At 47.5% G+C, this 26,145-nt stretch carries 25 protein-coding genes; 14 read left to right on the top strand and 11 right to left on the bottom strand.

The window, feature by feature from the left end:
- Positions 1-185 precede the first annotated feature (185 nt).
- Both EXW93_RS04865 and EXW93_RS04870 read left to right on the top strand, forming a co-directional pair.
- Complete coding sequence (locus tag EXW93_RS04865) at positions 186-2,741, top strand: ATP-binding protein (protein WP_058712919.1); 2,556 nt, start codon at positions 186-188, stop codon at positions 2,739-2,741.
- A 143-nt stretch (positions 2,742-2,884) separates the two neighbouring features.
- Positions 2,885-3,994 (top strand): MFS transporter, encoded by a 1,110-nt coding sequence (locus EXW93_RS04870; RefSeq protein ID WP_058712918.1) that lies wholly within the window; start codon positions 2,885-2,887, stop codon positions 3,992-3,994.
- Between the two features lie 52 nt (positions 3,995-4,046).
- Here EXW93_RS04870 and EXW93_RS04875 read toward each other — a convergent pair whose 3' ends face one another.
- From EXW93_RS04875 to EXW93_RS04900, 6 genes are all read right to left on the bottom strand, one after another.
- Positions 4,047-5,219, bottom strand: a complete 1,173-nt coding sequence (locus tag EXW93_RS04875) for an MFS transporter (protein WP_023467645.1) — start codon at positions 5,217-5,219, stop codon at positions 4,047-4,049.
- Between the two features lie 114 nt (positions 5,220-5,333).
- The gene (locus tag EXW93_RS04880) at positions 5,334-6,362 is read right to left on the bottom strand and encodes an ABC transporter permease subunit (protein ID WP_058712917.1); all 1,029 of its coding nucleotides are present in this window, start codon (positions 6,360-6,362) and stop codon (positions 5,334-5,336) included.
- Positions 6,362-7,222 (bottom strand): ABC transporter permease subunit, encoded by an 861-nt coding sequence (locus EXW93_RS04885; RefSeq protein ID WP_058712916.1) that lies wholly within the window; start codon positions 7,220-7,222, stop codon positions 6,362-6,364. Before EXW93_RS04885 ends, EXW93_RS04880 begins: the two co-directional genes overlap by 1 nt.
- A 28-nt stretch (positions 7,223-7,250) precedes the next feature.
- Positions 7,251-8,318 (bottom strand): DUF58 domain-containing protein, encoded by a 1,068-nt coding sequence (locus EXW93_RS04890; RefSeq protein WP_058712915.1) that lies wholly within the window; start codon positions 8,316-8,318, stop codon positions 7,251-7,253.
- Between the two features lie 6 nt (positions 8,319-8,324).
- Complete coding sequence (locus EXW93_RS04895) at positions 8,325-9,248, bottom strand: AAA family ATPase (RefSeq protein WP_029341157.1); 924 nt, start codon at positions 9,246-9,248, stop codon at positions 8,325-8,327.
- 17 nt (positions 9,249-9,265) lie between these two features.
- Complete coding sequence (locus EXW93_RS04900; protein WP_058712914.1) at positions 9,266-9,955, bottom strand: hypothetical protein; 690 nt, start codon at positions 9,953-9,955, stop codon at positions 9,266-9,268.
- Positions 9,956-10,136: 181 nt separating this feature from the next.
- Between EXW93_RS04900 and EXW93_RS04905 the strand changes: the two genes are divergently transcribed.
- The gene (locus tag EXW93_RS04905; protein ID WP_023467651.1) at positions 10,137-10,751 is read left to right on the top strand and encodes an NAD(P)-dependent oxidoreductase; all 615 of its coding nucleotides are present in this window, start codon (positions 10,137-10,139) and stop codon (positions 10,749-10,751) included.
- A gap of 45 nt (positions 10,752-10,796) precedes the next feature.
- Here the strand turns inward: EXW93_RS04905 and amyS are convergent, their stop codons facing one another.
- Entirely contained in the window at positions 10,797-12,338 is a 1,542-nt protein-coding gene (gene amyS, locus EXW93_RS04910) for an alpha-amylase (RefSeq protein WP_058712913.1), read from the bottom strand.
- Positions 12,339-12,675: 337 nt separating this feature from the next.
- Here amyS and EXW93_RS04915 point away from each other — a divergent pair, with 337 nt between their 5' ends.
- Complete coding sequence (locus EXW93_RS04915) at positions 12,676-13,500, top strand: endonuclease I family protein (protein ID WP_035398221.1); 825 nt, start codon at positions 12,676-12,678, stop codon at positions 13,498-13,500.
- 360 nt (positions 13,501-13,860) lie between these two features.
- On the top strand, positions 13,861-14,445 hold the full coding sequence (locus EXW93_RS04920; protein WP_023467654.1) for a YdcF family protein: 585 nt from the start codon (positions 13,861-13,863) through the stop codon (positions 14,443-14,445).
- A 52-nt stretch (positions 14,446-14,497) separates the two neighbouring features.
- On the opposite strand, the gene EXW93_RS04925 is transcribed toward EXW93_RS04920, so the two are convergent.
- On the bottom strand, positions 14,498-15,049 hold the full coding sequence (locus EXW93_RS04925) for a hypothetical protein (protein ID WP_023467655.1): 552 nt from the start codon (positions 15,047-15,049) through the stop codon (positions 14,498-14,500).
- Between the two features lie 134 nt (positions 15,050-15,183).
- Positions 15,184-15,357 (bottom strand): YtzI protein, encoded by a 174-nt coding sequence (gene ytzI / locus EXW93_RS04930; RefSeq protein WP_023467656.1) that lies wholly within the window; start codon positions 15,355-15,357, stop codon positions 15,184-15,186.
- Positions 15,358-15,483: 126 nt separating this feature from the next.
- On the opposite strand from ytzI, the gene EXW93_RS04935 reads away from it, so the two are divergent.
- A complete protein-coding gene (locus EXW93_RS04935) occupies positions 15,484-16,587 on the top strand; it encodes a PP2C family protein-serine/threonine phosphatase (protein ID WP_023467657.1) in 1,104 nt (367 codons plus the stop codon).
- An 80-nt stretch (positions 16,588-16,667) separates the two neighbouring features.
- Here EXW93_RS04935 and EXW93_RS04940 read toward each other — a convergent pair whose 3' ends face one another.
- Positions 16,668-17,603 (bottom strand): magnesium transporter CorA family protein, encoded by a 936-nt coding sequence (locus EXW93_RS04940; protein ID WP_023467658.1) that lies wholly within the window; start codon positions 17,601-17,603, stop codon positions 16,668-16,670.
- Positions 17,604-17,724: 121 nt separating this feature from the next.
- On the opposite strand from EXW93_RS04940, the gene EXW93_RS04945 reads away from it, so the two are divergent.
- Entirely contained in the window at positions 17,725-18,093 is a 369-nt protein-coding gene (locus tag EXW93_RS04945; RefSeq protein ID WP_023467659.1) for an Hpt domain-containing protein, read from the top strand.
- A gap of 45 nt (positions 18,094-18,138) precedes the next feature.
- On the opposite strand, the gene EXW93_RS04950 is transcribed toward EXW93_RS04945, so the two are convergent.
- Positions 18,139-19,017 (bottom strand): chemotaxis protein CheV, encoded by an 879-nt coding sequence (locus tag EXW93_RS04950; RefSeq protein ID WP_055967060.1) that lies wholly within the window; start codon positions 19,015-19,017, stop codon positions 18,139-18,141.
- Positions 19,018-19,235: 218 nt separating this feature from the next.
- Here EXW93_RS04950 and EXW93_RS04955 point away from each other — a divergent pair, with 218 nt between their 5' ends.
- From EXW93_RS04955 to EXW93_RS04985, 7 genes are all read left to right on the top strand, one after another.
- On the top strand, positions 19,236-20,675 hold the full coding sequence (locus EXW93_RS04955) for an NADP-dependent glyceraldehyde-3-phosphate dehydrogenase (RefSeq protein ID WP_023467661.1): 1,440 nt from the start codon (positions 19,236-19,238) through the stop codon (positions 20,673-20,675).
- A 173-nt stretch (positions 20,676-20,848) separates the two neighbouring features.
- A complete protein-coding gene (locus EXW93_RS04960; RefSeq protein WP_055967066.1) occupies positions 20,849-21,820 on the top strand; it encodes an MBL fold metallo-hydrolase in 972 nt (323 codons plus the stop codon).
- Entirely contained in the window at positions 21,820-22,578 is a 759-nt protein-coding gene (locus EXW93_RS04965; RefSeq protein WP_174316070.1) for an SDR family NAD(P)-dependent oxidoreductase, read from the top strand. Before EXW93_RS04960 ends, EXW93_RS04965 begins: the two co-directional genes overlap by 1 nt.
- Before the next feature lie 19 nt (positions 22,579-22,597).
- Positions 22,598-23,794: an ABC transporter substrate-binding protein gene (locus EXW93_RS04970; protein WP_035398210.1), complete on the top strand. Its 1,197-nt coding sequence runs from the start codon at positions 22,598-22,600 to the stop codon at positions 23,792-23,794.
- Positions 23,781-24,539 (top strand): ABC transporter permease, encoded by a 759-nt coding sequence (locus EXW93_RS04975; RefSeq protein WP_174316071.1) that lies wholly within the window; start codon positions 23,781-23,783, stop codon positions 24,537-24,539. The genes EXW93_RS04970 and EXW93_RS04975 overlap by 14 nt, the downstream gene beginning before the upstream one ends.
- Entirely contained in the window at positions 24,536-25,285 is a 750-nt protein-coding gene (locus tag EXW93_RS04980; protein WP_254606180.1) for an ABC transporter permease subunit, read from the top strand. Before EXW93_RS04975 ends, EXW93_RS04980 begins: the two co-directional genes overlap by 4 nt.
- Positions 25,257-26,144, top strand: a complete 888-nt coding sequence (locus EXW93_RS04985) for an ABC transporter ATP-binding protein (RefSeq protein ID WP_174316072.1) — start codon at positions 25,257-25,259, stop codon at positions 26,142-26,144. The genes EXW93_RS04980 and EXW93_RS04985 overlap by 29 nt, the downstream gene beginning before the upstream one ends.
- Position 26,145: the final 1 nt, after the last annotated feature.

Consider the following 26,145-nt stretch of genomic DNA (forward strand, 5'->3'; position numbering starts at 1 on the left):
TTTTGTTGAAAACGATCGAATCGTGACATCTAATTGTCATATACAACGATTTAAATTAAAGTTGTATGAAATTGAAATCTTTTTGAGCAGAATGCTGTGTATCGATTGAAAAAAGTTTACAATGAATGGACGGGAATACCTTTATTGCTGGAGAAGGATAAAGGGAAAGGAGTTGAATTCCTTTAATGAAAACATGGCTGAATCGAACGATTGGACGGCAAATCATGTCTGCGTTTTATGTGATTTTTCTGACACTGCTGTTAACGACAGGTGGTGTCTACCTATATACGAAACAACAGGTGGATGAATCACGGCAAGAATTAAAGATGTTAAACGAACATCGGACACGGGCGACGGATTTGTACGAATCATGGCAAAGTATGCAGTACGAAATGCGGGGCTTCGTCTTGCTTGGTGACGAAGAAATGCTGAAGGAAATCGAAGAAAAGAAAAATGGTATCAATCAACAAACGACGTGGTTCGAGCGAAATGCACGTTTTAAAGAAGAACGACAGTATGCAACGGACGCACGGGAACTCTACACGGCGTATACCCAACGCGTCATGCCAAGCCTCGTCAATTATGTCGCGGCGAAAAAAGACGGCAAAGTGACGGAGCCGTTCTTGAAGATGCCGACGCTTGGAAAAGTCACGAAATCAAAACCACTCGATCCACAGCGAAAGTTCAACATCAAGACGAAGAGTGCGGCTGATATGAGTTCAAGTATCGTTGATATGGAGAGCGTTTTTACAAAATATCGTAATTCCTTAAACGATCAAGAGATGGCGGCACAAGAGCGGCTTGGTAAACAAGTCAACTCGTCGCAAATTCTCGGAGCAGTCAATATCGCAATCCTCTTATTGATCACGCTCGTTTTCGTCCGACCATTCGTCCGCCGCTTGACGCGTCAGTTGCGTCAGTTGAACCGGGAAAGTGGACGACTCGCTAAAGGTGAAGATGCGACGCCGATCGTCATCACGAATCGTCAAGATGAGATTGGTGAATTGACGACAACGTTCAACCAGATGGCAGCCGCCATTTCCGGGCAAAAACATCAACTTGTCGCAAGTAACGACGAACTCCAAAGTCAACAAGAAGAATTAATTGCTCAGCAAGAAGAACTGCAATCGCAACAGGAAGAGCTCGAAGAAGCACTCGACATCACGTTACGTAACGAGACCCATTTGCGTTATCGCAATGAGTTGACCGAGACACTCGCGTCTCGCGAAACGTTGACGGCGTATCCGGCGATCATCGAAAAATTGATCACAATTACCGATGCGGAGCTCGGAGCGATCGTCTTCTTAGAGCAAGACCGCTATACGAATCTCGTCTCGTACGGGATGACGAAGGAGCAAGAGTATCAGTTATTACATGCTTCGACGTCATTACTCGAACGCGCCCGTCTAAACAAACGTGCCGTTCGTTCAAGTAAACAAGTCGCGAGTCATCATCCGCTCCCATATCCGTACACGATGTACGAAATCGTCGTACCGGTGATGGATCCAGCGACGAACACAATGATTGCAAGCATTTATCTCGTCCGTTACCGAGATGCCTTTACGGAAGAGCAGACGAACGAAATCTGGTCGTTCTCCCGTCAATTGGCACTCTCCTTGCTCCGGATGCGTGTCTTTGAAGAAGTCGAACGAGAACGGGAAAAGACGTCCAAACTTCTCCATTCGATTCGGGAAGCGGTCATCTATATCGAAGGAGAGACGATTTTTGCCAATAAACCATTGCTCGCTTTATTCCATCATCCGGCGCACGATCAAGTGGTGGAAGAAGGATTGATGACGCTCGACGTCAAAATCGAAGAGTTGGCAGTGCAAGTCGATCAACATGAGGCGTTCTTAACCTACATGGATCACGTCTGCAGTCAGGAAATTCCGACGGAGAGCTTGGCGTTGTCCTTAAACAAGGAAGAGCGATTCGTCACGCTGTATGCAGAGGAAATTCATTACGGTGGTTGTTTCCGCGGTACGATGCTCGTCTTACGTGACGTGACGGCAGAGACAGCGATCGACCGGATGAAATCGGAATTCGTCTCGACCGTCTCGCATGAGTTGCGGACACCGCTTGCCTCGATTTACGGCTACACGGAATTGATGCTCGCGCGCGACGTCCAGGAATCAAAACGTCAACGGTATCTCGAGACGATTCATGCAGAAACCGAACGGTTGACGAATCTCGTCAACGACTTCCTCGATGTCCAGCGCATGGAATCGAGTCAGCAACAGTATGACTTTAAACCGCTTGATCTGACGAAAGTCATTCAGGAAACGGTCGAGTTCCATACCGCTTCGGCAAAAGATCACGAGCTTGTCCTTGATTTTGAAGAAACGACGACGGGTCGGATTCATGCCGATGAACAAAAAATGCGCCAGTTGTTCACGAACCTGATCAACAATGCGATCAAGTATTCACCAGATGGTGGTCAGATCACGATTACGATGCGTCAAGTCGAAGACCGGGTTCAGTTGAAGATCGAAGACGAAGGGATTGGTATTCCGCGTCACGCGCTACCACAACTGTTCAGTAAGTTTTACCGAGTCGATAATTCGGATAGTCGAAAAATCGGCGGTACGGGTCTCGGTCTTGCGATTTGTCAGGAAATCGTTCGTTCGCATGAAGGAATGATTCATGTCGAATCAACGGAAGGTGTCGGGTCGGCGTTCATCGTCGAACTACCGATCGTCCAGTCCGTCGTACCGGTCACGGAATCGGCAGATGAATGTTAATGTCAAAAACGTTCTTTGATTGAAAAATCAAAGAACGTTTTTTGTTGGTTTCCTCTGCAAAACGGGAATTAACTACTATCAAACAGAAAGGAAGTGAGGAGATGCAGCGAAGCAGATGGCCTTGTTAAGTCCGACGATCACTCATGCTTTGGATCCTGATCGAAGCTAGTAGTTCGTTCATTCCAGCTTATGTGATTGAGCGCTTTTACTGGGAAGACCGGGGAATGAGCATTGCCGACGTCGTCATCGCAGAAATCGTCTTTGCTTGGGTCATGTTGATTGGTGAGGTCCCGTTCGGTTTGTTATCTGACCGGTGGGGCAGAAAGCCGTTCATTCTGACTGGTTTTGTATGTGAGTGGTTATCGTTTACGGTGTTGCTTGAAGCCTACTCATTATCCGCTTTTCTTTTGGCGATGGTCCTTGCCGGCATCGGTGGTGCAGCACTTAGTGGAGCGCTTGAAGCCCACGTCTATGAAACATTGCGAATGCATAGGAGAGAAGAGCGATTCGAGACGGTCTGGCGACTGATTTCAATCGGTGGTTTATTGATATCAGGACTCGCAGCACTTGTCGGGAGTTACGCTGTGCGATCGGTAGACTTGATTTGGCACTATCACGTGTCCTGGTGGGTATTGCTCGGAACAGTACTACTGACGTTTTTCTTAAAGGAAGCATCGCGAGAACAAGACGGAGAGACGAGTTCATTAAAGACATTGCTAAACGGTTTTTCGTTTCGACGCGTCTACGTACGAATTCTTTGTCTTGTCTTGTTATACGGGGCGACGATTGATTTCGTTGATGAGTTTTGGCAACTCTATCTACGGGATCAAACGATACCGATGGTCCATTTCGGATTCGTCTTCGCGTTATTCCAAATCATGCAGGCGATTGGTGCGTCCTTATCTCGGTTCCGATCGCCCGTCGGATGGGCGATGATCTATATCGTGTGTCTTGCCGGATTGTCGGTTGCCTCTCCGCTCGTCAGTATCGGTTTACTCGGTATGCTGTACTTGTGCTATGGCTGGGCTGAGCCTTATGTGACCACTGTCATCCAAGATGTTGCGCCGACAAATGGACGCGCAACGTTTACGTCGCTGATCTCAGTCATTGAACGTTTAGCTGTGCTTGGAACCGGTACGCTATTCGTCTTCGTCGAACGTGTCTTCTCGCTTCAGATGACCTATGCTGCGCTCGGTCTCGTCTCACTTATATTGCTTCTGTTGTATAGTGTGACGCGAACGCGTCAGAACTGAATCAAAAAAAGGACAAAGGTGCATTGACCTTTGTCCTTTTGACTGTCATTTATTACGACACGTGTCGTTGCTCCTGAGAGGAACGTGCCAATACCTGGCGAGCCGGTTGCCACATCAACAAGGAGAGGGCTCCTGCGAGCGCATAGACAAGCTCGATCGCAAACACATCGGCAAGCCATCCGAACAGCAGACTACCGAGACAGAAGCAGAGTGCATACACGGTTTGTTGCACGCTATAGACATACGGTAACCGTTCGAGTGGTGTCGTCGTCTGCAACAACGTATTAATCTCGATCGCCCGGACCTGACTTGCGAAGCCTTGGAACAGACAAGCGATCACGGCAAGTGTGACGATTGGAGCGAAAGCAAACAAGAAGGTCGCCCCAATCGAAAAGGCGATACTACAATAAAGCAACGAACGCGTTCCACGACGACGTAACATCATGTAACTACCGGCGATCATGCTCAGCAGATAGAAGGCATTTAGAATGCCCCACCAGCGTTCCGATAGCTGGAAATGTGTATCGATGTAGACGAGAAACAGAGCAGAAATCCACGCCGTACTGACGAACGCATCGATTCCGACGAGGTAGGTGTTGGCTTTCGCGAAAGAATGCGATCGCGTGTAGCGAATACTCGACCGGAAGGAGACGTCTTCTTCTTCCATCGAAGGGTCGGGTAGAGAGCGGACACTTCGATAGAACAGATAGCTGATGAGACTGGCACCTAAAAACAGACCAGCCGAGACGGACAAGACGGAAAGAGGCGATAACCAGCTGACCAGGATGGCGCCGAGCGGCCACATGATAAGTTGAATCACTTGATTCGAACCTTGTACGAGACTGTTAGCTTTCTGGACATCCTGACACAGTCGAGGGATGAAGGCACTTTCGATCGGACGAGCAAATCCATCGAAGAAAGCGATACACCCAACGAGTGCGAGGATAAGTGGCAGTGGTAAATCAAATCCCCAGATGATGCCTAATAGAATCGTCTTGAGGAGTTGACTGCCGAATAACAAGGAGGCATGGGGAACACGTTGAGCGACTTGGGCGAATAAGAAGCCGCTTCCTGTCATGCCTGCTGTGACGAGAACGGGAAACAGGGCAGCGAGACTCGCTTGCCCTGTCGTTTGATAGATCATCGCGATCAGGGAGACGATATAGAGCGCATCTCCCGCATTCGCAATCCATTGACTGACCAATAAAAGCGTAAACCGGTTCATTCTGAATGACCTCCATATCGTACGTATTTAGTTAGGAGTGAGAATTCAGAATGACTTACATTGGACGCCCTCATTTCATGTTTTTTTCTAGTGTAAGAGGAAAAAAATGGATTGTCAATCAGAATCGTGACGGGAGTTCCGGGCAACGAGTGTAAAGGGATCGACCATCGACGTCGCAGCGGCTTCGTCTTGAGCACGAGATGCCGATAGCTTGATTGGTTTTAGTTGCTGGCGGAAGCGGAAAGCCCGTTCGAGTCGACTCATGAATAGATTGCTGAAAAAGACGACTAATGCTAGCCCAATCAGTGGAACAAGGAACATATGATTGAGCCAAGACGTCGCTGAAAACTGGTTATAGTAATAACCGAACATCGAGGACCACTCAAAAATCGTTGGGGCAGTTCCTACATGTAAATTAACCGTTCCAGCGAAGAAAATTTTGAAAAGTGATAAGTGAACGAGTAACATCAACGTTTGGATGAACTGTTGCATAAAAACGATTGTCAACGTTGGAACAAGATGTGGCCAAATGTGGCGTCTGAACCGATGCCACGGACTGCCACCAAGCGTCTGGGCGACAATCATGAACTCTTGACTAAGTAACTGACGGGTCTCAGCAATCAGATAAAGCGATAAAGAGGGGAGACCAAGCAAAATCAAGACGATCAACTCGAACGATACACGGTCGAACAACGGTGGGATAGCAGTCGAATCAAAGAACGTAAGTGATGGAAGCAAAAGGAGCAACGCGACAAGAGAGAGCGGTAAAACTAAAAATCCATCAAGAATAAGTTTTAAGTATCGATTGACGCGAGCACTTCTAAAAGCTAGCGGAATCGCAATCACTAGCGAAAGAAACATTCGACCGAGCGCAACAATCATACAAATACCGGCTGTCCATTTAAATCCTTCAATCATCAATTGAAAGAGGTCATAGCCAGAGCGGTCTGTACCGAGCCATTGATCACTTGACGGTTTTAGTGGTGACGTCGCAAGGAACGTACCGTCTTCAGCATACCGGTTCGAGATTTGATCGACTTGACCATCACGGAAGATCGTATTTCCAAAACTAAGCAGCAGTAAACCAGTAAGTAAAAATAAACATAGCCAGAAGACAGGATCTCGCATCAAAGTACGACGCATCAAATCCCCCCTTTCCAGGCGTTAGGAATAAGCCATTCTGCCAACAAATCAATGATAAAAATCGGCAGATAGATTAAAAACAAGATGACCATCAAAATCGGCATTTGTCCATTATAAAAGACGAACCGGAACATACCTTGGACTTCGAATGTGTATTCAATGATCACGAGACTCGATAAGACCGTAATGATATTCGCTCGGAAAAACAGATAAAACCGATAGATCACTGTCGGAATCAAGTGTTTCCAGAAAAGAGCGGCAGGATGAATGCCTTTAGCCCGTGCGAGTTCAAGGAAAGGAGCAGCTTCCTGTTCGAGTACTTGCGTCGTCAACCATTTGATGAAGAAGAATAGTGTTGTCAACGTTAGGGTAAGAATCGGTAAAAAACGAATGTACTCAGCATAGGATCCCGCAATTTCGATTTTGTCATACCCGGTCGTTTTAAACAGATAGAGGACAAGGAATTGCGAAAGAATGATCCAGAACAGATCCGGAACCATCTCAAGCGTCCGAGTCGTTTGTTTCAGCATCATGCGTGTTTTGCGACCACTCCGATAAAACAAATAAGCATAAAAAATCGCACACACAGCGGAGACCAGCATAGCTGTCGTAAAGATGATCAACGTCTCTTTAATAAAGGGACTGATGGTAGGAAGCAACAAGAATTCCTTTTGAGCGGTTACGTTGAAATAGGTGATCTCATCAAGTTTCGTTAATTGAGCAAATTGCTGTTTCAGACCTTCCCAGTAGCTTGCTGGGTTGAATTTCATTTGCGCGACGAGCGCCGGAAGAGCGCTGATCGCAATCAAGACAAAAAAAGCCACGATGAGCTGAATTGATTTTCGGGCGATAAACACCATGAGGTAAAAAACTCCTTTCTTTGGATCCTCAGCCGATGGCGAGGATCCGATCATTGCCAATCTGGATCAACTGACTGTTCATATGTTTACGGCGCAGTACGTAGCGTTCGAACTGTTGTGTTGCGATGAACGAATCACGCGTCGAGACCGTCGAGAGCGTCATCAGGACATGTTTTAATTGTGGTTGTCCTTCTTGTAATGAGAGATGCGTCATTCGGTTCGCTCCGTCGAGTCGATTGAGGAACAGTTCAATCTTACAGCCTTCCTTGATCAATTCACTAATCAAGAACGCCGCTTGTTCAATGAACGTCTCAAATTGTTGGTGGAGACCATAACCGCTCGGGGCCGATAAGTTCAAGGCAATCGTGAACGTATCCTGATTGCTCGTTTCGAACACTTTCGCCTGCAGACGACCGGTCTTCGCCGTCGCATACCAATCGATCTCTTTTGACGGTTCCGCCGTATAAGGTTTTGCACCAAGCTGAACCAGTTTGTTCTTGAGCGGTGAGTAGCGGTCCGGTCGATCACCGATCCGTAAACGTTGTAAAAGAAGCGGCGTCGCTTGCGCTGTCAAGGACGGCAAGACTGTAAACGACGGATACGTATCGAACGTGAAGAGATAAACGCCCATCTTCCACGGCAAACGAATCGTCAAGATGATCTCATCGAATTCGGCTGGTCCACGACGAACCGTCTGAATTGGGATCGTCACTGCGTCTTCAGAGTCAATCACTGCATGAAACGTCGCCGGGTGAAGTGGATCCATCTCCGGAAAGATGACTCCACCATCCGTGTGCAAACGAAGTGTCGCTTCGAGTCCAAGCTGACTCAAGGATTCGACACCGAAGACTTGTAAATGGAGTGTCGTCTGTTCCTGGTTGAACATCAATGATTCATAGTGCTTCCATTCAATTGCGACGTCCCGTCGGAGCTGCTTTTCTGTTCGCCCGACGACGAAATGAATCGTCGCCAAAGCTGCGAACAGAAATCCGAGGACGGAAAGACGCGGAATGAAGAGGAATATGAACGTCATCGTGACGTACAGTGGAAAAAGTCGGCGTTCAAGCCAAAACGGGACGGAACGTTCAATCTGCATGATTCGTCACCCCATCTCGACCGGAACCGGCACGTCGTCCAGAATATGCGTCAAAACAGCCGCTTTCGTCGTCTTGATTCCACCTTCGAGTGTCAGTGTCAGGCGATGGGATAGGACGTGTTTTGCAAGATATTTGATATCTTCCGGGATGATGAAGTCGCGTTGATTCAAGAACGCGTAGCTTTGCGAGGCGCGAAGTAATGCAATCGCTCCACGCGGACTGACACCGACTTCAATGAGTTCATGGTTTCGTGTCGCTTGAACGATGTGTAATAGATAATCAAGCACGTCTTGCGATGCATGGACGCGGCGTGCCTCTTCCTGCCAGGAAATCAAGTCGCCGCCTGACGCGATGCCGACAGCTGACCGACGGACGTTCGTCAGAATTTCAGACAATAAGCGCCGTTCGTTCTCAAAATCCGGATAACCGACTTCGATCGCGACCATGAACCGGTCGAGTTGGGCGTCCGGTAGTGGGAACGTTCCTGCCGATTCGATCGGATTTTGCGTCGCGATGACGAAGAATGGGGCTGGCATCTGATAGGTCGTTCCACCAATCGAGACCTGACGCTCTTCCATCGCTTCAAGTAATGCCGATTGTGTCCGCGGAACGGCACGATTGATCTCATCGATCAAGACGACGTTCGCAAACAAGGGACCGCGTTTATTCTCGAACTCCTGCGTCTTTAAGTTGAAGAAGTCCGAACCGATGACATCGGACGGAAGCAAATCCGCCGTAAACTGGATCCGCGAGAAGGCACTCTCGAAGCTCTGAGCGAGCGCCTTGGCGAGCATCGTTTTCCCCGTTCCCGGTACATCTTCTAGTAGAATATGTCCTTCTGCGATGAGTGCCGTCAGACAAAGATCGATGACGTCCGGTTTACCGAGATAGATCGAATTGAGTTGGTCTTTTAATTGTTGTAGTTTCATAGGAAATCCCTCCAAAGTTAAATGGTTGAGTAGCGTGCTAGTTGTTGTTCGAAGCGTAGAATTTCATCATCCGTGACGATCGTTTCCGACATATCACCGTAGCGAATATTCCGATATAACTGAAAATCGACAGCGACTTCAATCCGACGTAACCAGTCTTCAAGCGTTTCGTTCGGACGACGTTGCTGACTGCGCGGTAAGTGTTGCTCAAAACGAATGACGAGATCACGGACACGTGAAGACGAATACGATGAATACAGATAAGGCGATTTTCTTAAAGAAGCAGGACGAAAGATTGATTGAGCGAATGGAACGTCATCCGTTACTTCTCCGGTAGACCTGCGCCGTTTTTTCACGCGACGCGACTGACTGAGTTTCCAGACCATGAAACTAAACAAGCTGATTAAAATGACATATTGTAGATAAGAAAAGGGGGAGTCAGAGGCATCCGCTTTAAGGGATTTCCAGAGCTTTTTTGGACCAGGTCGTGGATCAATCGGTTCAAAAGGCATTTTGCCTTTTGTGTTAGTAGGTGAGTGACCGTTTTTAAAACTAATTTCGCCGTTCGCTTCAGTTTCTGCAATCGAAGGCTTTTTAAAAGGATCTGGCATGATGTAATGCGTATAGACGTACGTCGTGACGGTTTGAAACAAGAACAGACCAATCAGAATGACACCAAGCGACATGATAAAGCGTTGCCGTAACACAAGCGATCCTCCTTCCTGTTTTTAAGGAAAAAATATCCATATGTACTTAGGAAGATTTTAGCATACACGCTTAACAAATAAAAACAATTTTCTGAAAATAAAGATAAGGTGAGACGATTCATTTTCAAGTGGTAAGGGTATGATGGAATCAGTGGTTCTTGAGAGAGAAAGGATGTTTTGTATGAAATTGATTATTTTTGGAGCGACGGGTCAAACGGGGCAAGAACTGGTCAAGCAAGCGATTGATCACGGTCATGAGGTCACAGCATTCGTCCGTAGTCCGGAAAAACTGACACTACGTGACGAACGGTTACACGTCGTTAAAGGCGACGTGCTCGATCAAGAAGCGGTGACGGCTGCTGTTGCCGGGCAAGAAGCTGTCCTGACGGCTCTTGGCACTGAAAGTCTTGCATACAGCGGCTTTTTAGAACGGAGTCTCGTCCGGATCGTGACAGCGATGAAAAAACAGGGGGTAGACCGGATCGGTTATGTTGCGTCTGCCGGTGTTGATGATGAATTACCGGGTGTACAAGGGATGCTCGCTCAGCGGATTCTGAAAAATCCACTGAAGGATCACCGCCAAGCGATCGCGCTTTTGCAACAAGCGGATTTGAACTATACGGTGGCCCGACCACTCCGTTTACTGAACGGTCCGTTGACGGGGCTTTATCGTCAAGCAGATACAGGTGTACCGGAAGATGCGAAACAGATCAATCGCGCAGATGTGGCGCATTTCCTCTTACAGGCAATCGAGACAGAAGATCATATCAAATCGAGTGTCGGTTTAGCAGAATGAAGAAAAAAAGACTCTCCCACATACGGAAGAGTCTTTTTTGATTGCTTATTGTTGACGATAGACGGAGACCGAACCACCGTTAACGAAGAATTGACCGTAGCCATCTTGATTGATCGTGACCGACTTCGTGTTGTTTCCAGTGATGTCTGTCCAAACTTCTCCTTTGTTCTGAAGCCCGACGTACATCCACTTGCTACCGCCAGGACCATCCGAAAGGATTGTCGCAAGACCTGATTTTGCCCGGTCTGAGACACCTTCACGTGTCCAACCGATGATGTCTTGGTTATCGAGGTAATCATTTTGTTTCCCGAACGCGAAGTCCTTCCGTGCTTTAAGTAACGGATCAATCTTCGAAGCGAGTGCTGGAATTTCGCGATTCGACGTACCCTTTGTACCATAGTAGTCACCATAGAAGACCGACGGATAGCCTTGTTCACGTGTCAGGATCATCGCGTAAGCAAGCGGTTTGAACCATGACTGAACCGTTGATTCAAGCGATTGTCCAGGCTGCGAATCATGGTTCTCTACGAGTGTGACGGCTTGGACTGGATTGCTCTTGACGAGAGTACCATCAAAGATCGTCCGCATGTCGTAATACCCGCCGCCTTTACTTGCCTGTTCGAACTTATAATGAAGCGGCGCATCAAAGACGGATTGTTGATAATTCGTCCGGCTTAAGTAGTTTTGCAACGTGCCGAGATCGTTCTGCCAGTACTCTGCGACTGTAAACAATGGTTTGCCCGTCGTCTGACGAACATTCGCGAGCCAGTCCGCTAAGTAACCGTGTTTGATATGCTTGACGGCATCGAGACGGAACCCATCAAGACCAAGTTCGTTGACGTACCATTTACCCCAGTTCTTCATTTCTTGCTGGACTTCTGGATGATCGAAGTCGAGATCCGCATACATCAAGTAATCGTAGTTGCCATTTTCAGTTGAGACATCCGTATCCCACGCTTTACCGGTACCGCGGAACTTGTAGATGGCACTCTTAGAACGTGATTGATCCCAGTCCGTGCCGTCGAAGTGGTACCATTTCCACTTGAAGTTCGAGTAGAGGTTATTTCGTGCTGCAAAATTGAAACCCGTCCATGCCTGGATTTGATAATCGCCAGAGACTTCTTGATTACGGTTACCCGGGTTGACTTCGACTGCCGTGACGGCTTCCGTGAAATCGGCGCCACCTTTATGGTTCATGACGACATCACCATAGACATCGATTCCAGCGGTATGCAATTGTCCGATCGCCGTTTTTAATTGCGCCTTTGTGCCGTATTTCGTACGGACCGTTCCTTTTTGATTGAACTCACCTAAATCGTATAGATCGTAGGCGCCGTATCCGACATCATTTTGCGAGGTACCTTTGTAAGCAGGGGGAATCCAGACCGATGTGATTCCGAGCTGATCAAGCTTTGTTGCGTCACTCCCGAGACGGTTCCAATGGTTACCGTCATTTGGCACATACCATTCGAAATACTGCATCATCGTTCCGTTGTCTGCCGTTGCGCCGACTGCAATCGGTTGCGCAAGTGGCGCTAAAAAAGCAGCGGATGCGACGGTTGCTAAAATCCATCTTTTTTGTTTCACGTAAAGACCTCCTTATGATTTGTGAAAGCGCTTGCATTATTTATTATAGGGAAGCTTCAGACAGGAGGAATATCGTCCCGGATTCTTATTTGTAAGTCTCTTTTGTTCGTGACTTTTGACCCTAGAATATTTCTTCTGAAGAATTATTTTGATGAGATTGACGTCATGAATGAAAAAAATCAGGACCATCTAACCGTTGCCTTTCGATGAATATTCTGAACGACGACTCACCTTTAAAAAAGCAGGTCTATCGTCCATCTTCCACCAGGAATGGATTCGGTGTGAAAATGAGCGTGTAACACCAGCTCTCATACATACCATTTAAGGGGGAACACACATGAACTGGAAGTCAAAGGTCACAGGTGCGCTTGCCGCAACACTTGCACTCGGGTCAATCGTCTTTACACCGGTCACAGCAAAAACAGTTGATCCAAAACAAGTTTCAGCAGGTCCGCAGATGGTCACGTCACAATCGACGATCGATGCGTACTATCTACCAGCAGCGGGGAAGACAGGGGCAGCGTTGAAGGCATCGCTGCACGATATCATCGACAACCATACACAAGTGTCATACGACACGGTATGGACAGCACTGAAAGAAACGGATCAAGATCCAAATAATGCGAATAACGTCATCGAGTTATACACGGGGAAATCGATTGCGAAAAGTAACAACGGTGGGAATGTCGGTCAATGGAATCGTGAACATGTCTGGGCAAAGTCGCACGGTGACTTTGGTACGACGAACGGTCCTGGAACAGACTTGCATCACTTGCGTCCGGAAGACGTCGTCGTCAACAGTGCACGTGGGAATCTTGACTTCGACAATGGCGGTACGAAATACAGTGGTTGCGATTGCTACCGTGATGGCGATTCATGGGAACCACCGAACCGCGTCAAAGGTGACATCGCACGGATGATCTTCTACATGGCGGTTCGTTATGAAGGTGGCGGAGAAATCGATCTCGAAGCTTCAGAAAACGTCAATAATGGTACGAACCCGTTACACGGCAAATTGTCGACGCTGAAAGCATGGAATAAGCTTGACCCAGTTGATAGCTTCGAGAAACGTCGCAACGATGTCATCTTCGAGAAGTGGCAAAAAAACCGGAATCCGTTCATCGATCATCCGGAATACGTAACATCAATTTGGGGAAATTGATAACGAGTCAGTAAATAGGAAAGGGGCTGACTCAACAGTCAGTCTCTACAAAGATAGGGGTGGCAGAATGATGATCTGCCACCCCTATCTTGTAACAAAAAGAATGACGCGTTTCACGCAACTCCTACAGGGAAAAGCGCATCTTTGCGCTGACAGAGACAAATAAGACCCGCTTTCCTACTTGAATAAAGCAGGAAAACTGGCTTGTGTCTCGCCTGAGGAAAGGGCGTGAAAAGACGCGTCATTCTTTTTTGAGTCAGCCTTTTTTCATTGAGTCCGAACCTGTTATGCTGAAACTTTTTTGGAGAACCATTCGTATTGCCTACCGTAAGCCATTTTTTAGTAGAGAGGTCGTACGGTATGATCAAACGCACGTTTAACAAACGAAACATCAAATGGATGGTCGGTGGGGGACTAGTCGCTTGTGTCGCCTTCTGGTACAGTGTCGGTATTTTCGTCAATAAAGGGGAACGGCCACTCGCTGATGGGACGTCACCGTATGTCATCGTCCTCGGTGCGGGTGTCAAAGGAGAAAAACCGTCGCAAATCCTACATAACCGGATTCAGGCAGCTGCGGCATATGGGAAACAACATTCAGAAGTCCGCTTCATCTTGAGCGGTGGACAAGGTCCGGATGAAGATATTTCAGAAGCAGAGGCGATGCGTCGCGGGATGGTGGCATCTGGGATTGCTGAAGAACGGTTGATCCTTGAAGCCGACTCGACATCAACGACGGAAAATCTACAATTTTCAAAAGCGTTGTTGCCAAAGGACGTTCGTCGCGTCTCGATCGTCACGTCAGACTTTCATCTGTACCGTGCGCGACAAGAGGCGAAACAACTTGGTTTACAGACGGATGCGATTCCGGCTGAAACGCCACTTTCAGGAGTCCTTCGATTTGGAATGCGCGAACGCGTTGCGATCGTTGTTCAATTCCTACGCTAAAAACCCCGACATGCTGAACATGTCGGGGAGAAAGAAGAAGTGCATTGAATGATTAGATGCCTTCACCTTTATGTTTTTCCTCGGAAGATTGAGAATCATTTGCTTGTTTGTCGGAAGCATCATGCTCAGCAGGTGGTTCTTCTTTGCCGAGTGCGACATCCTTCGCTTCGACGACTTTATTGCTGATTGCATTCAAGTCACCTTTCGTCTCATTTACTGTCTCTTTCACCGTCGAGGCATCTGATTTCACCGTTTCAAGCTCTGTGTTCACTTTGTCATAGACATTTTGAACGTCAGATGCGACTTCTTGAATGATGCTTGAAGCACTCTTCACTTGATTGATGACTTGTGATGCTTTACCTGACGGATCTTCCTTAATAGAAGAAGCGAGGGTAGAGACGGAATCTTTCGCCCCCCGTAAACTCTGTTTCGTATTTTGGCGAGACGAAGAACTAAGTAGCGTCAATAGACCGCCGACAAGGGCACCGAGCAACATCCCTGTGACGAGATTGATTTGACGACCTGATGATTCTTCCTGATCGAACTGGCGATTCGGATGTTCTGCGTGTGCTGCGTGTGGATCATGTTGAAGCTTCGGTTCCATGATGAACACTCCCTTGAGATAATATTTAACCATGATATGGATATACCCTTGTGAGTGAATAAAAAACATTTAAAAATAACATGTATTTGAAATGAATATAAAAAAGACCATCGTGATATGATGGTCTAAGAGGTTCATTTGTTGGATGAATCATCATCATTTTCGTGACGAAGTTTTCGGTTGATTTCATCATAATCGATTTCGATATCATCTTTGTTGCCTTTGTAGCCATATCCTTTCGAAATGACGATGATCGAGGCGACCAAGACGAATACGATGATGAGAATGGAGACGACATATAACCACATAGTCCACTCCTCCTTTCGTTCACTTTCTAGTATGACGGAAAACGCAGCTTCCGTCTAAACGAAATTGTAGGTTGTGTGCTAAACTGATGTCAGATAAACATGTTAAACGGAACGAGGTGACGGCGTATGAGTATTTTGGTCGTAGATGATGAGTTAACGAATTTAATGCTCCTAGAGCGATTGTTAGAAAATGAAGGCTATGACGTCGTCAAGGCGATGAGTGGGGAAGAAGCAATCGAATTGATGGAGGATCCGTTATTCATCGAACAGTTGGACGTCGTTCTTCTCGACGTCGAAATGCCAGGAATCAGCGGAATCGAGGCGACACGTTTGATTCGAAAACGGTTTGGTCTTGATGAATTACCGATTCTGATCGTTTCCGGGCGATCAAACGAAGAAGATATCGTTGATGGACTGAATGCAGGAGCATCGGATTATACGACGAAACCGATCCGTAAAACGGAATTGCTCGCGCGAGTTCGTAACGCGATTGGTCTGAAGCAAGCAATCGATGCGCGAAAACGATATGAAAAAGTATTACAGGAAGACTTTGATTTGGCGCAAAAACTGCAACAGAGTGTGCTCAGTGCGAATATCGAAGACGATGAGATCCGCATCATGGCGACGTATATCCCTTCTAAAAAGCTCGCGGGAGATATGTACGCCTGGTACCGCATCTCTCAAAATAAATACGGCATCATCTTGTTTGACGTCATGGGACACGGTGTCTCTTCTGCGCTGATCACGATGGGAATGAGTTCGATTTTGTTCGAACTCGTGCACCGGATTGGTGATCCAGCACAAGTACTTGAAGAATTGAATCAGCAGATGAGTCGTTTGTTCCCGGGAGACGAGACAGAAATCTATTTCACTGCCGTTTACCTCTACATCGACCTAGATGAGATGAAGCTCAGCTATGCGAACGCAGGGCACCCACCTGGTTTGTTACGCATGAATGATCGAATCATTCCGCTTGAGAATACGGGACTTCCTGTCGGTATGTTCGAAGACTCGACGTATTCGAGCAAGACGATCGACATCGTCTCACCAGGATGTGTTTACTTGTACACGGATGGTTTCATGGAACTCTACAGTAAAGGCATTGATGAAGGAATCCATGCCATCCAGAATCTGATCGAACAACAAGGACCGAACATCCATCAGTTGATTCAACCGGATCAGAGCGATGAAGCGGATGACCTATGTCTCGTGACGGTCGAAATCAATTAACCTGTAAATGAAAAGACTCAGCGACGGAAGCACCGTCGCTGAGTCTTTTTTGAGTCATACAAGCTCTGGATCTACTTGAACTAAAAGAACCTTCTCCGCCATAAGATGAAGGCGGCAAGACCAGAGAAGAAGATCATCATACCGAAAACAATCCAGAATCCGATGACTTCTCCTTCCCATGGAACGTGGACGTTCATCCCGAACATCCCGGAAATCATCGTCGGAATCGAGATGACAATCGTAATTGAGGCAAGGAACTTCATAACGAAGTTGACGTTGTTCGAGATGACAGAACCAAACGTATCCATCGTCGAACTGATGATGTCTTTATAAATTTGAGCCATCTCCATCGCTTGTCGGTGTTCGACGAAGACGTCTTCCAGTAAATCTTCATCATCTTCATGTTTCTCAAGACTCGGTGTCTTAATGATTCGGTCGAGCACACCATCGTTCGATTTCAAGGACGTCATGAAATAGACCAATGATTTTTGAAGATTCATCAATTGAAAGATTTCTTGATTTCGCATCGAACGTTGAAGTTCTTCCTCAAGTTCGTCCATACGACGATCGATTTGACGCAAGAAACGTAAATACGAGGAACTGACTTTATAGAGAATCTGGAATACGAAGCGCGATCGGTAATTCGTCCGGAATCCTCGCAACTTACCACTCGAGAATAACGTCAGGACATCGAGCTGTTGCGAACAAACGGTGATGAAATGACGGGATGTCACGATGATACCGAGCGGAATCGTATTATAACGGCGTCCTGATGATTCTTCTTCGATGTAGGGAACGTCGACGATCATCAGTAGACCTTCTTCATCTTTTTCAAAACGTGGTTTTTCTTCCACGTCCAAAGGGTCATATATGAAATCCTCTGGAATATTCGTAGCAGCGATGACTTGGTCGGCTTCGTCCTTTGTCGGATTGACAAGATGGATCCAGGAACCCTTCGTGAACTCCTGTATCTCGTTGACTGCCCCGGTGACATCGCTTCGATAAATCGTCAACATATTGTCTATCCCTCCTGCTCTTCACTGTCTCATTATAGAAATAGATGTGACAGCGTGTAAATGATTCTCCGATTTTTTTTACGAAGATTAGTGATAAGATGAAAACAGAGGAGGGGAAGACATGCCTTTTTTTAATGCTAAGAAGCTCGAAGAACTTCAATCGATTGCGGGTGGGGATCACGCGTTCCTTCAAAAAATCGGAGAAACGTATATCGCGCAGTTCGATCGAAAGTTTCCTGAACTAAAAGATGCCGTCGCCAAGCAAGATGCTGAGCAAACTGAAAAGCTCGCTCACTTGCTAAAAGGTGCTTCCTATTCCGTTGCCGCTGATGATTTAGCTGATGATTTCGAACTGCTTGAAAAAGAAGCAGAATCTGGTTCAATGACCGGAACACAAGAAATCGTCGATCGGATTGAGCAATGCATGGTGGAATTCCGTGTCGTCTGGCTCGATGTGTTTACTGGAAAAAATCTTGACGCGCTGCGTTGAGCAATCGAATAGATCAAAAAAGCCGACATGCTGTCGGCTTTTTTCTTATAAGACGTATGAATCGACCGTTTCGATCAAACGACCGATTTCCGGTTTCGTGATTTGTGCATTGACACCAACCGACTCACCTTTATGGCGTAAATCGTCGGAAATCAAGGAAGAGAAGACGATGATTGGCAATTCCGCATAACGATCATCTTCACGGAGTCGTTTCGTCAAGTGTAGTCCATCCATCTTCGGCATCTCGATATCGGTGATCAGGAGGTCGCAGTTGCTTCCGTTTTCAAACGCATCAAAAGCGTCCTTACCATTGATGAACCATTTCAGACCATGGTAACCGGCTTCCTCGAGTGTTTCGATGATCAATGTCCGAAGCATTTCCGAGTCTTCGGCGATCCAGATGACTTTGTCGGACCGGTCACGGGACTGGACGCGACGCCCTTCTTCGCGGGCGAAGATATCCTTGCGTGAGAGCTCAAGTGCGATTTTTTCGTAGTCGAGCAAGATGATCATCTTGTCGCCCGTTTTGACGACACCGTTCGTTAATCCCTCAATGCCACGAGCGAGTTCGTTTGGTGTATCGATCTGTTCCCATGAGATACGACGGATTTCCGTCACGGAATCGACACGCAGGACGCTCTTTTCCCCATTAAATTCACAGATGATCAATCGATCCTCGGTTGCTTCATCGTGAGGAACACCGATGACGGTCGGCAAATCGATGACCGTCATGACTTCGCCACGGAGTTCAATCAATCCTTTGACAGCATCCGGTGTACCTGGGAGTGGTGTCATCGGGAGCGGAACGATGATTTCCCGGACCTTCATGACGTTGATTCCAAACGTGTATGGTCCGCAATGGAAGATGACGATCTCGAGTTCGTTCGTGCCGGCTTCTAATAAAATATCGTGCTGATTATACATATGGTTGTGCCCCTTTCCATTACCTTCACTTCACTTCTGACTAGTTATCGGCATGCTACGCTGAAAATTCTAGTTCTGAATTGACAAAAAAAGTGTTGTAATCGCTTTCATAATATGTTAAGCAAAAAGTTTGGCATTTGTCAGACCAATTGATTACAATAAGCTATGCAGCCACACACTGAAATGAGAGAGATAAAAATAAATGGAGGTAGAGTGGAATGACTACAGCAACAACCTACACATTTTTACTAGATGGACAATGGCATGAAAGTGAATCAAAAGAGACAATTGAAATCTCTTCACCATATAAAGAGGATCTTGTCGGTCGCGTTCAAGCGATGACGAAACCGGAAGTCGATCGTGCCATCGCTTCAGCGAAAGCGGCACAAGCAGAGTGGGCAAAACAACCAGCGAACAAACGGGCTGAATTGCTTCACGCTTGGGCAACGGAACTCGAAAAACGTGCGGACGAAATCGGTGAAGTCATCATGCGCGAAGTCGGTAAAGGACGTGCAGATGGCGTCAAAGAGGTCAAACGGACAGCTGAAATCATTCGCTACACAGCGGAAGAAGGTCTCCGTTTCGACGGTCAGATGATGCAAGGGGATTCGTTCCCTGGTGGTAGCGCGAAAAAAATCGCGGTCATCAAAAAAGCACCACTCGGCGTCGTGCTTGCAATTTCACCGTTCAACTACCCAGTCAACTTGGCAGCAGCGAAACTCGCACCTGCCCTCATGACAGGAAACGCCGTCGTCTTCAAACCGGCAACACAAGGTTCGATCAGCGGTATCTTGATGGTCGAGGCACTCGTCGCAGCAGGTCTTCCAGCTGGACTCGTCAACATCGTCACAGGTCGTGGATCGGTCATCGGTGATTACTTGACGGCTCACCCAGGCATCAACATGATCACATTTACTGGTGGTACAGGCACAGGACAACATTTGTCGCGTCAATCGGCAATGATTCCACTTGTCCTTGAACTTGGTGGAAAAGACCCAGCGCTCGTTCTTGAAGATGCGAATCTGTCACTTGCGGCAGACCATATCATCAGTGGGGCGTTCTCTTACTCAGGTCAACGTTGTACAGCAATCAAACGCGTCTTCGTTCTTGATCACCAAGCGGATGCACTCATCGAAGAACTCAAGACACGAATCGCGAAATTGACAGTCGGTTCACCTGAACAAGACAGTGTCGTCGTACCGCTCATCGATACGAAATCAGCGGACTTCGTCGAAGGCTTGATCACGGACGCAACAGACAAAGGCGCAACACTCGTCACAGGTGGCGGACGTACGGCGAACTTGATCGAACCAACACTTCTTGACAACGTGACACGCGATATGCGCGTTGCTTGGGAAGAGCCGTTCGGACCAGTTCTTCCAATCATCCGTGTCAACTCGGTCGACGAAATGATTGCATACTCAAACGAATCAGAATACGGTCTTCAAGCAAGTGTCTTCACAGAGAACATCGATGCTGCGTTTGCAGTAGCGGATGCGCTTGAAACAGGTTCTGTTCAAATCAATGGTCGGACGGAACGTGGTCCTGACCACTTCCCATTCATCGGTGTGAAATCATCGGGTCTCGGCGTTCAAGGCGTCGGACGTAGCCTCGCTTCGATGACACGCGACAAATTAACAGTCCTCAACTTAAAATAAGTTTCTGACCGACCTTTCAATCTGCGGAAAGGTCGGTTTTTTGTGCATCCATTTCTCGCGCTTTAACGTAAGCTAGAAAACAAATGTTACCCTTTGACGCACAAAGTTTGGCGCTATAGCTTCATTCTCTCTATAATGAAAGAAAATGGACGAGAGAAAAGAGGCGTGTAGGTATGACTGTATCAGACGAAATCATCCCGATTCCGATTCCGACACCATTTCCGGTTGGAGACGTGAACTGCTATGTACTACGAACGGAAGGGGAAAACATCCTCATTGATTGTGGACCGGATACGCTTGAAGCATGGCAAACGATGCAACGGACGCTTGCGCGACATGAACTTCAGGTCGAGGATTTAGATCGTGTCATCGTGACACATCACCATGCGGATCATGCTGGGATGGCACATCGCTTTTCAGAGAAAGGCATTCCCGTCTATGGACATGCGCGATTACGCCCATACTTGGAACAGGACGAGACCTTCTTAAACAACGGGGACGTATTCTTGCGTCGATTGGCGACATCGTTTGGCGTTCCGCTAGCGATTCAAGAGATGTTACCAAGCTATCAATCTGCCTTGAAATGGCTTGGAAAAGGTCAACTTGATTTCACATTAAAAGAAGGCGACGCGATTACGCCGTCTGGGCGATACCGGGTCATCGAACTACCGGGGCATGCAAGTGACCAAATCGGAATACTAAGTGACGATGGTGTGTTGTTCGCGGCTGATCACCTGCTCGACCGGGTCGAGCCGAATCCATTGCTCGAGCAACCACAACCAGGTGATGATGTGCTCGTAAAACGTCCTGTTCTTGCGTATTTTGACTCTTTAGAAAAATTACAAAGTGAGCAGATTCGAATCGCCTACACTGGACATGGTGCTCCGATTCGAGATGTTGCGGTACTCGTCGAAGAACGATTGATGCAACGCAAAGCACGTGGTGATCAGCTCTTGAAGTATTTTACGGGAGAACATACGTTATTCGAATTAGCACAAGTGACGTATGGAAACCGATTAAAAAAATCATTCCCTCTTGTCATGAGTGAGATGAAAGCACGCCTCGATACACTCGTCGCCCGCGGTGCGATCACGGTCGAGAAACGATCAGGTATCCTCTACTATTCAAAAGCGGAGGAAGTCTAATGCAACTCATCAACCGGACGATCGTCATCACAGGTGCTTCAAGTGGACTCGGGGAAGCACTGGCGCGCACTCTGCATAAAGAAGGCGCAAACTTGATTTTAATTGCACGACGCGAGGATCGATTACAAACGTTAGCATCTGAACTCCAGGCAGACTACCTGGTCTACGATTTGGAAAAGGCGCCTGAAATTCTTGCGAAAACACTCGCAAATCGTTATGGACGGATTGATATTTTGATTAATAACGCAGGTTTCGGGGAATTCAGCTTCCTAGCCGATACCTCGATTGAAACGATTGAATCGATGCACCGGATCAACGTCTTAAGTCCCGTTCGCTTAACGAAGGCATGTCTGCCATTACTCAGAAAGGGTGGCATGATCGTCAACGTGGCCAGTCAGGCCGGAAAACTACCGACACCGAAATCGACGATCTATTGCATGACGAAAGCAGCGATGTTGCAGTTTTCGAACGCGTTACGTCTGGAGTTACGTCCAAAAGGCATCCACGTCATGACGGTCAATCCAGGGCCGATCGCGACAGAATTTTTTGTCCGTGCGGATGTCGACCGGAAGTATGAGCAAAATGTCGCTTCCATCGTCCTATCGAAAGAACGACTAGCTTCGACTGTCGTCCGAGCAATAGAGCGACGTAAACGTGAAGTCAATGCACCATGGTGGATGGAGTTATCGGCAAAAGGGTACGGCGTGATACCACGGTTGATTGAGTGGTTAGGAAAACCGGGCTTCGATAAAAAGTGATGACGGAGGAGAACGACAAATGAAAACAAAGGTAATCAGCTTTCTTGCCCTAGGTACGCTGCTCGCAGGCTGTGGTACTCCGGATGCGACACCGGAGCCGAAGAATGTCTTAGGGACTTCTTATCAGACGATCGAAAAAGAAGCGGAAAAATCAACGGTTCGGATGTATATGTGGGGCGGCGATGACGGCATCAATGCCTACATCGATGAGTATGTAGCACCGCGTCTGAAGAAGGAACACAACATCACGTTAGAACGGGTCCCGATCGAGACGGCGGATATCATTCAAAAACTGCGTGCTGAGAAACAGGCAGGTAAGGAAAAAGGTGTCATCGATGTCGTCTGGATCAATGGCGATAATTTTTTAAATGCTAAAAAAGATGATTTACTCTATGGAGAAATCACAAAAGTCCTCCCGAACATGAAATATGTTGATGCTGCCGCACAGAGTTCAGATAGTGGTACGAAAACAGACGGACTTGAAGCCGCATGGGGGAAAGTTCAATATACGTTGCACTATGACGCAGCTGACGTGAAGTCGCCACCGACCGACTTGAAAGCACTGAAGTCATGGGTCAAGGAAAATCCAGGACGTTTCACTTATCCGGAAGTGACGGACTTTACGGGGAATGCCTTCGTCCGCCACGTCATGTATGGTGTCGAATCGAATGAAACTTTAAAAGACCCGAAAGCAGACTTCAAGAAGACATGGGCTTATTTGAACGAAATCAAACCGTATCTCTGGAAAAAAGGGAAGACCTATCCAAAGACACTTGCCCAACTCGATCAGTTATACGCGAAGGGAGACGTTGATTTCACGATGGGCTTCAACGAACGACGGGCTGAACAAGAAGTGAAGACAGGAACGTTTCCGAAACAAACACGTCCGATCGTCTTGAAGGATGGATCAATCGCGTCGACGCATTTCCTTTCCGTACCGTTCAACGCACCGAATCCGAAGGGCGCACTCGTAGCGATCAATACGTTGTTATCACCAGAAGCACAGTTGAAAAAATATGATGCGACGTATTGGGGAGACGGAACGAGTCTTGATTTGTCGACACTTGATTCATCAGAACAAAAGCAATTCGCTGATGTACCGGCTGCACCGTCGACACCAAAGCCAAGCGTCTTTGAAGGAAAGGTCCGGACGGAACTCGACCCATCCATTTTCGAGATGATCCGTAAGGAATGGCCGTCTCGTGTGGCGCGGTAACGCATATCCTGCTGCACTCTTGATGGCAGGGATGGTCTTATATGGGTTATGGGTCAGTATCTCGATGACGTCACTTTCCGACTACCGCGAGCTACTGACGGATGAGGTCTTTTTAGAGAGTCTAGCCGTCAGCAGTTACGTGGCCATCATCAGTACGGTGCTCGCGCTGATCATTGGTGTGGTGCTCGCAAGGCTCTTGAGCAGAACACGACTAGCTGCGTTACTTGCGATTCCTTTATTCATCCCTCATCTAGGAGCAGCATACCTCGCGATTCTCTATTTGAGTGATGTGCCTGTCATCGGACCGCATGAAGGGAATTATTTTAGTGTCATCCTGACGTATCTGTATAAAGAAATTCCGTTCGTGTTTTTTTATCTCTTACCGGTGGTCCGGCGCCTTGATTCGCGTTATCAAGAACTCGGTATGATGCTCGGTTTATCACCAGTGCGCCGCTTCTGGCATGCGCGGGGCGTTTTCCTACTCGTTCCGATGCTTGAGGCAGCATTTATCTTGCTTGCCTTCATCCTGTTCGCATATGAGATTCCAGCACTGCTCGGCGTGACCTATCCAAAATTACTTGGCGTCTATGCATTCGATTTGTATACACAAGGCGATTTATCGGAGCAACCACTCGCTTTTGCAATGAGTGTCGTCTTGACGGGAGGACTCTTCCTCCTGCTATTGCTTATGACTGGTTTGACACGCCCACTGGCAACGAAGATCAGTAGGGGGCGAAGCGAATGATGAAAAAAATCAGTGTGACCGTATTCGTTGTACTCCTGTTCATCGTTCCTTTAATTGGTTTGATTCCAGGAGAGTGGAATTGGAATCCGCGCCTAGAAGCGACGCTCGGCACGACCGTCGCGATGATTTTTGCCGTCGTATTGTTAAATCATCTCTTCGGATACATGGCAGGAAAAGCGATTGCCTTTCAAACGGGGAAACGGATTCGTATAGCAGAGTTCTTGATTAGTTTGCCGCTGTTCGTTCCCGTGTTATTGCTATCATTCGGTCTCTATTTGACATGGATCCGTCTTGGTTTGGCAGATCGATTTTTTGGTGTCCTGCTCGTGTTGCTTCTGCCGACCTTACCCTATACAGTTCGCTTGTACACGAACGGATTTCAGGCGCTCGGAGAACGGATGCTTGAACAGATGGTCTTGATTGAGGGAAACCGGTTCAAGCGTTGGTTCTATTTGACGGGACCGATGCTTCGGTCGACGTTACAATCCGTGACGCTACTCGTCACGGTGATCACCATCAGTCAGTACGCACTGGTTGCGTTGATTGGTGGCGGAATCGTCCGCATGATTGCACTGGAAGTTTTTCCGGCGTATTCCGGTAATTCTCAGGGAGCGGCTCGTCTAGCGACACTGTGGTTGATCGGGTTGCCCATTCTCTTTTATGCTGGACAAGCCGTTATTTTTTCTAGTTGGATACGAATCGTACGGAGGCGTTTAAATGGAAGTCACGATACAACAAGTCAATAAACGATTTGGAACGAAGCATGTATTGTCTGATATCGATGTAAATATCGCATCTGGACAATGTGTGGCCTTAGTCGGACCGAGTGGTAGTGGGAAAACGACGCTTCTCCGCCTGATTGCAGGTCTTGAGCGCGTGACGAGCGGAATGATTCAGTTCGGCGACCGAGATGTCACTGTTCTTTCGCCGAATCAACGTGGTGTGACGATGATGTTTCAACGGTCGCTATTGTTCCCACATTTGAACGTCGAACAAAACATCCGTCTCGGTGCAAAACAATTAACACCGATCGAGCTCGAATCCTGGTTACATCGCGTCGGACTCGAGGGAAGAGGGAAAAGTGCTGTCCATGAACTGTCAGGGGGCGAACAGCAGCGAGCGAGTTTAGCTCGTGCGCTGGCGAGTCAACCGGACTTCTTGTTGCTCGATGAACCGTTCTCGAGTCTAGATGTACCGAGACGACGGGAACTTCGGGCATTGATTCGGAAGTTGACCGAGGAACAAGGTGTCACGACGCTCCTTGTCACACACGATCGGGAAGAGGCAATGGCGATGGCAGATGTCGTTTATGTCTTAGAGCACGGACGAATCGTCGATCATGGCACTCCAATCACACTTAGTCAGACAAGTCCGTTTTTTGGCGAAGGCATTCAGATTGAAGAAACATGGCATCCGCTGACGGCAGTCAACTTGGTCTCAAGACCGACGAAGGAAACGGATGAACGTGTTACGATTACGAAAGAACTCATTCAATACGGCGTTCGCTTCTACGAAGTCGAACGAGCATCCGGAGAACGGCTCGTGCTTTCTTCAGACGAGACGATTCATGAGAAAGAAGGCTATATCGTTAGAAAGGAGGGGTGAC

It is taken from the genome of Exiguobacterium sp. JMULE1 (assembly GCF_013337175.1).
GTDB lineage: Bacteria > Bacillota > Bacilli > Exiguobacteriales > Exiguobacteriaceae > Exiguobacterium_A > Exiguobacterium_A indicum.

Coding starts and splice junctions, on each gene's coding strand:
- EXW93_RS04865 (WP_058712919.1), top strand. CDS start 186: ATGAAAACATGGCTGAATCGAACGATTGGACGGCAAATCATGTCTGCG.
- EXW93_RS04870 (WP_058712918.1), top strand. CDS start 2,885: ATGCTTTGGATCCTGATCGAAGCTAGTAGTTCGTTCATTCCAGCTTAT.
- EXW93_RS04875 (WP_023467645.1), bottom strand. CDS start 5,219: ATGAACCGGTTTACGCTTTTATTGGTCAGTCAATGGATTGCGAATGCG.
- EXW93_RS04880 (WP_058712917.1), bottom strand. CDS start 6,362: ATGCGTCGTACTTTGATGCGAGATCCTGTCTTCTGGCTATGTTTATTT.
- EXW93_RS04885 (WP_058712916.1), bottom strand. CDS start 7,222: ATGGTGTTTATCGCCCGAAAATCAATTCAGCTCATCGTGGCTTTTTTT.
- EXW93_RS04890 (WP_058712915.1), bottom strand. CDS start 8,318: ATGCAGATTGAACGTTCCGTCCCGTTTTGGCTTGAACGCCGACTTTTT.
- EXW93_RS04895 (WP_029341157.1), bottom strand. CDS start 9,248: ATGAAACTACAACAATTAAAAGACCAACTCAATTCGATCTATCTCGGT.
- EXW93_RS04905 (WP_023467651.1), top strand. CDS start 10,137: ATGAAATTGATTATTTTTGGAGCGACGGGTCAAACGGGGCAAGAACTG.
- EXW93_RS04915 (WP_035398221.1), top strand. CDS start 12,676: ATGAACTGGAAGTCAAAGGTCACAGGTGCGCTTGCCGCAACACTTGCA.
- EXW93_RS04920 (WP_023467654.1), top strand. CDS start 13,861: ATGATCAAACGCACGTTTAACAAACGAAACATCAAATGGATGGTCGGT.
- EXW93_RS04925 (WP_023467655.1), bottom strand. CDS start 15,049: ATGGAACCGAAGCTTCAACATGATCCACACGCAGCACACGCAGAACAT.
- ytzI (WP_023467656.1), bottom strand. CDS start 15,357: ATGTGGTTATATGTCGTCTCCATTCTCATCATCGTATTCGTCTTGGTC.
- EXW93_RS04935 (WP_023467657.1), top strand. CDS start 15,484: ATGAGTATTTTGGTCGTAGATGATGAGTTAACGAATTTAATGCTCCTA.
- EXW93_RS04940 (WP_023467658.1), bottom strand. CDS start 17,603: ATGTTGACGATTTATCGAAGCGATGTCACCGGGGCAGTCAACGAGATA.
- EXW93_RS04945 (WP_023467659.1), top strand. CDS start 17,725: ATGCCTTTTTTTAATGCTAAGAAGCTCGAAGAACTTCAATCGATTGCG.
- EXW93_RS04950 (WP_055967060.1), bottom strand. CDS start 19,017: ATGTATAATCAGCACGATATTTTATTAGAAGCCGGCACGAACGAACTC.
- EXW93_RS04955 (WP_023467661.1), top strand. CDS start 19,236: ATGACTACAGCAACAACCTACACATTTTTACTAGATGGACAATGGCAT.
- EXW93_RS04960 (WP_055967066.1), top strand. CDS start 20,849: ATGACTGTATCAGACGAAATCATCCCGATTCCGATTCCGACACCATTT.
- EXW93_RS04965 (WP_174316070.1), top strand. CDS start 21,820: ATGCAACTCATCAACCGGACGATCGTCATCACAGGTGCTTCAAGTGGA.
- EXW93_RS04970 (WP_035398210.1), top strand. CDS start 22,598: ATGAAAACAAAGGTAATCAGCTTTCTTGCCCTAGGTACGCTGCTCGCA.
- EXW93_RS04980 (WP_254606180.1), top strand. CDS start 24,536: ATGATGAAAAAAATCAGTGTGACCGTATTCGTTGTACTCCTGTTCATC.
- EXW93_RS04985 (WP_174316072.1), top strand. CDS start 25,257: ATGGAAGTCACGATACAACAAGTCAATAAACGATTTGGAACGAAGCAT.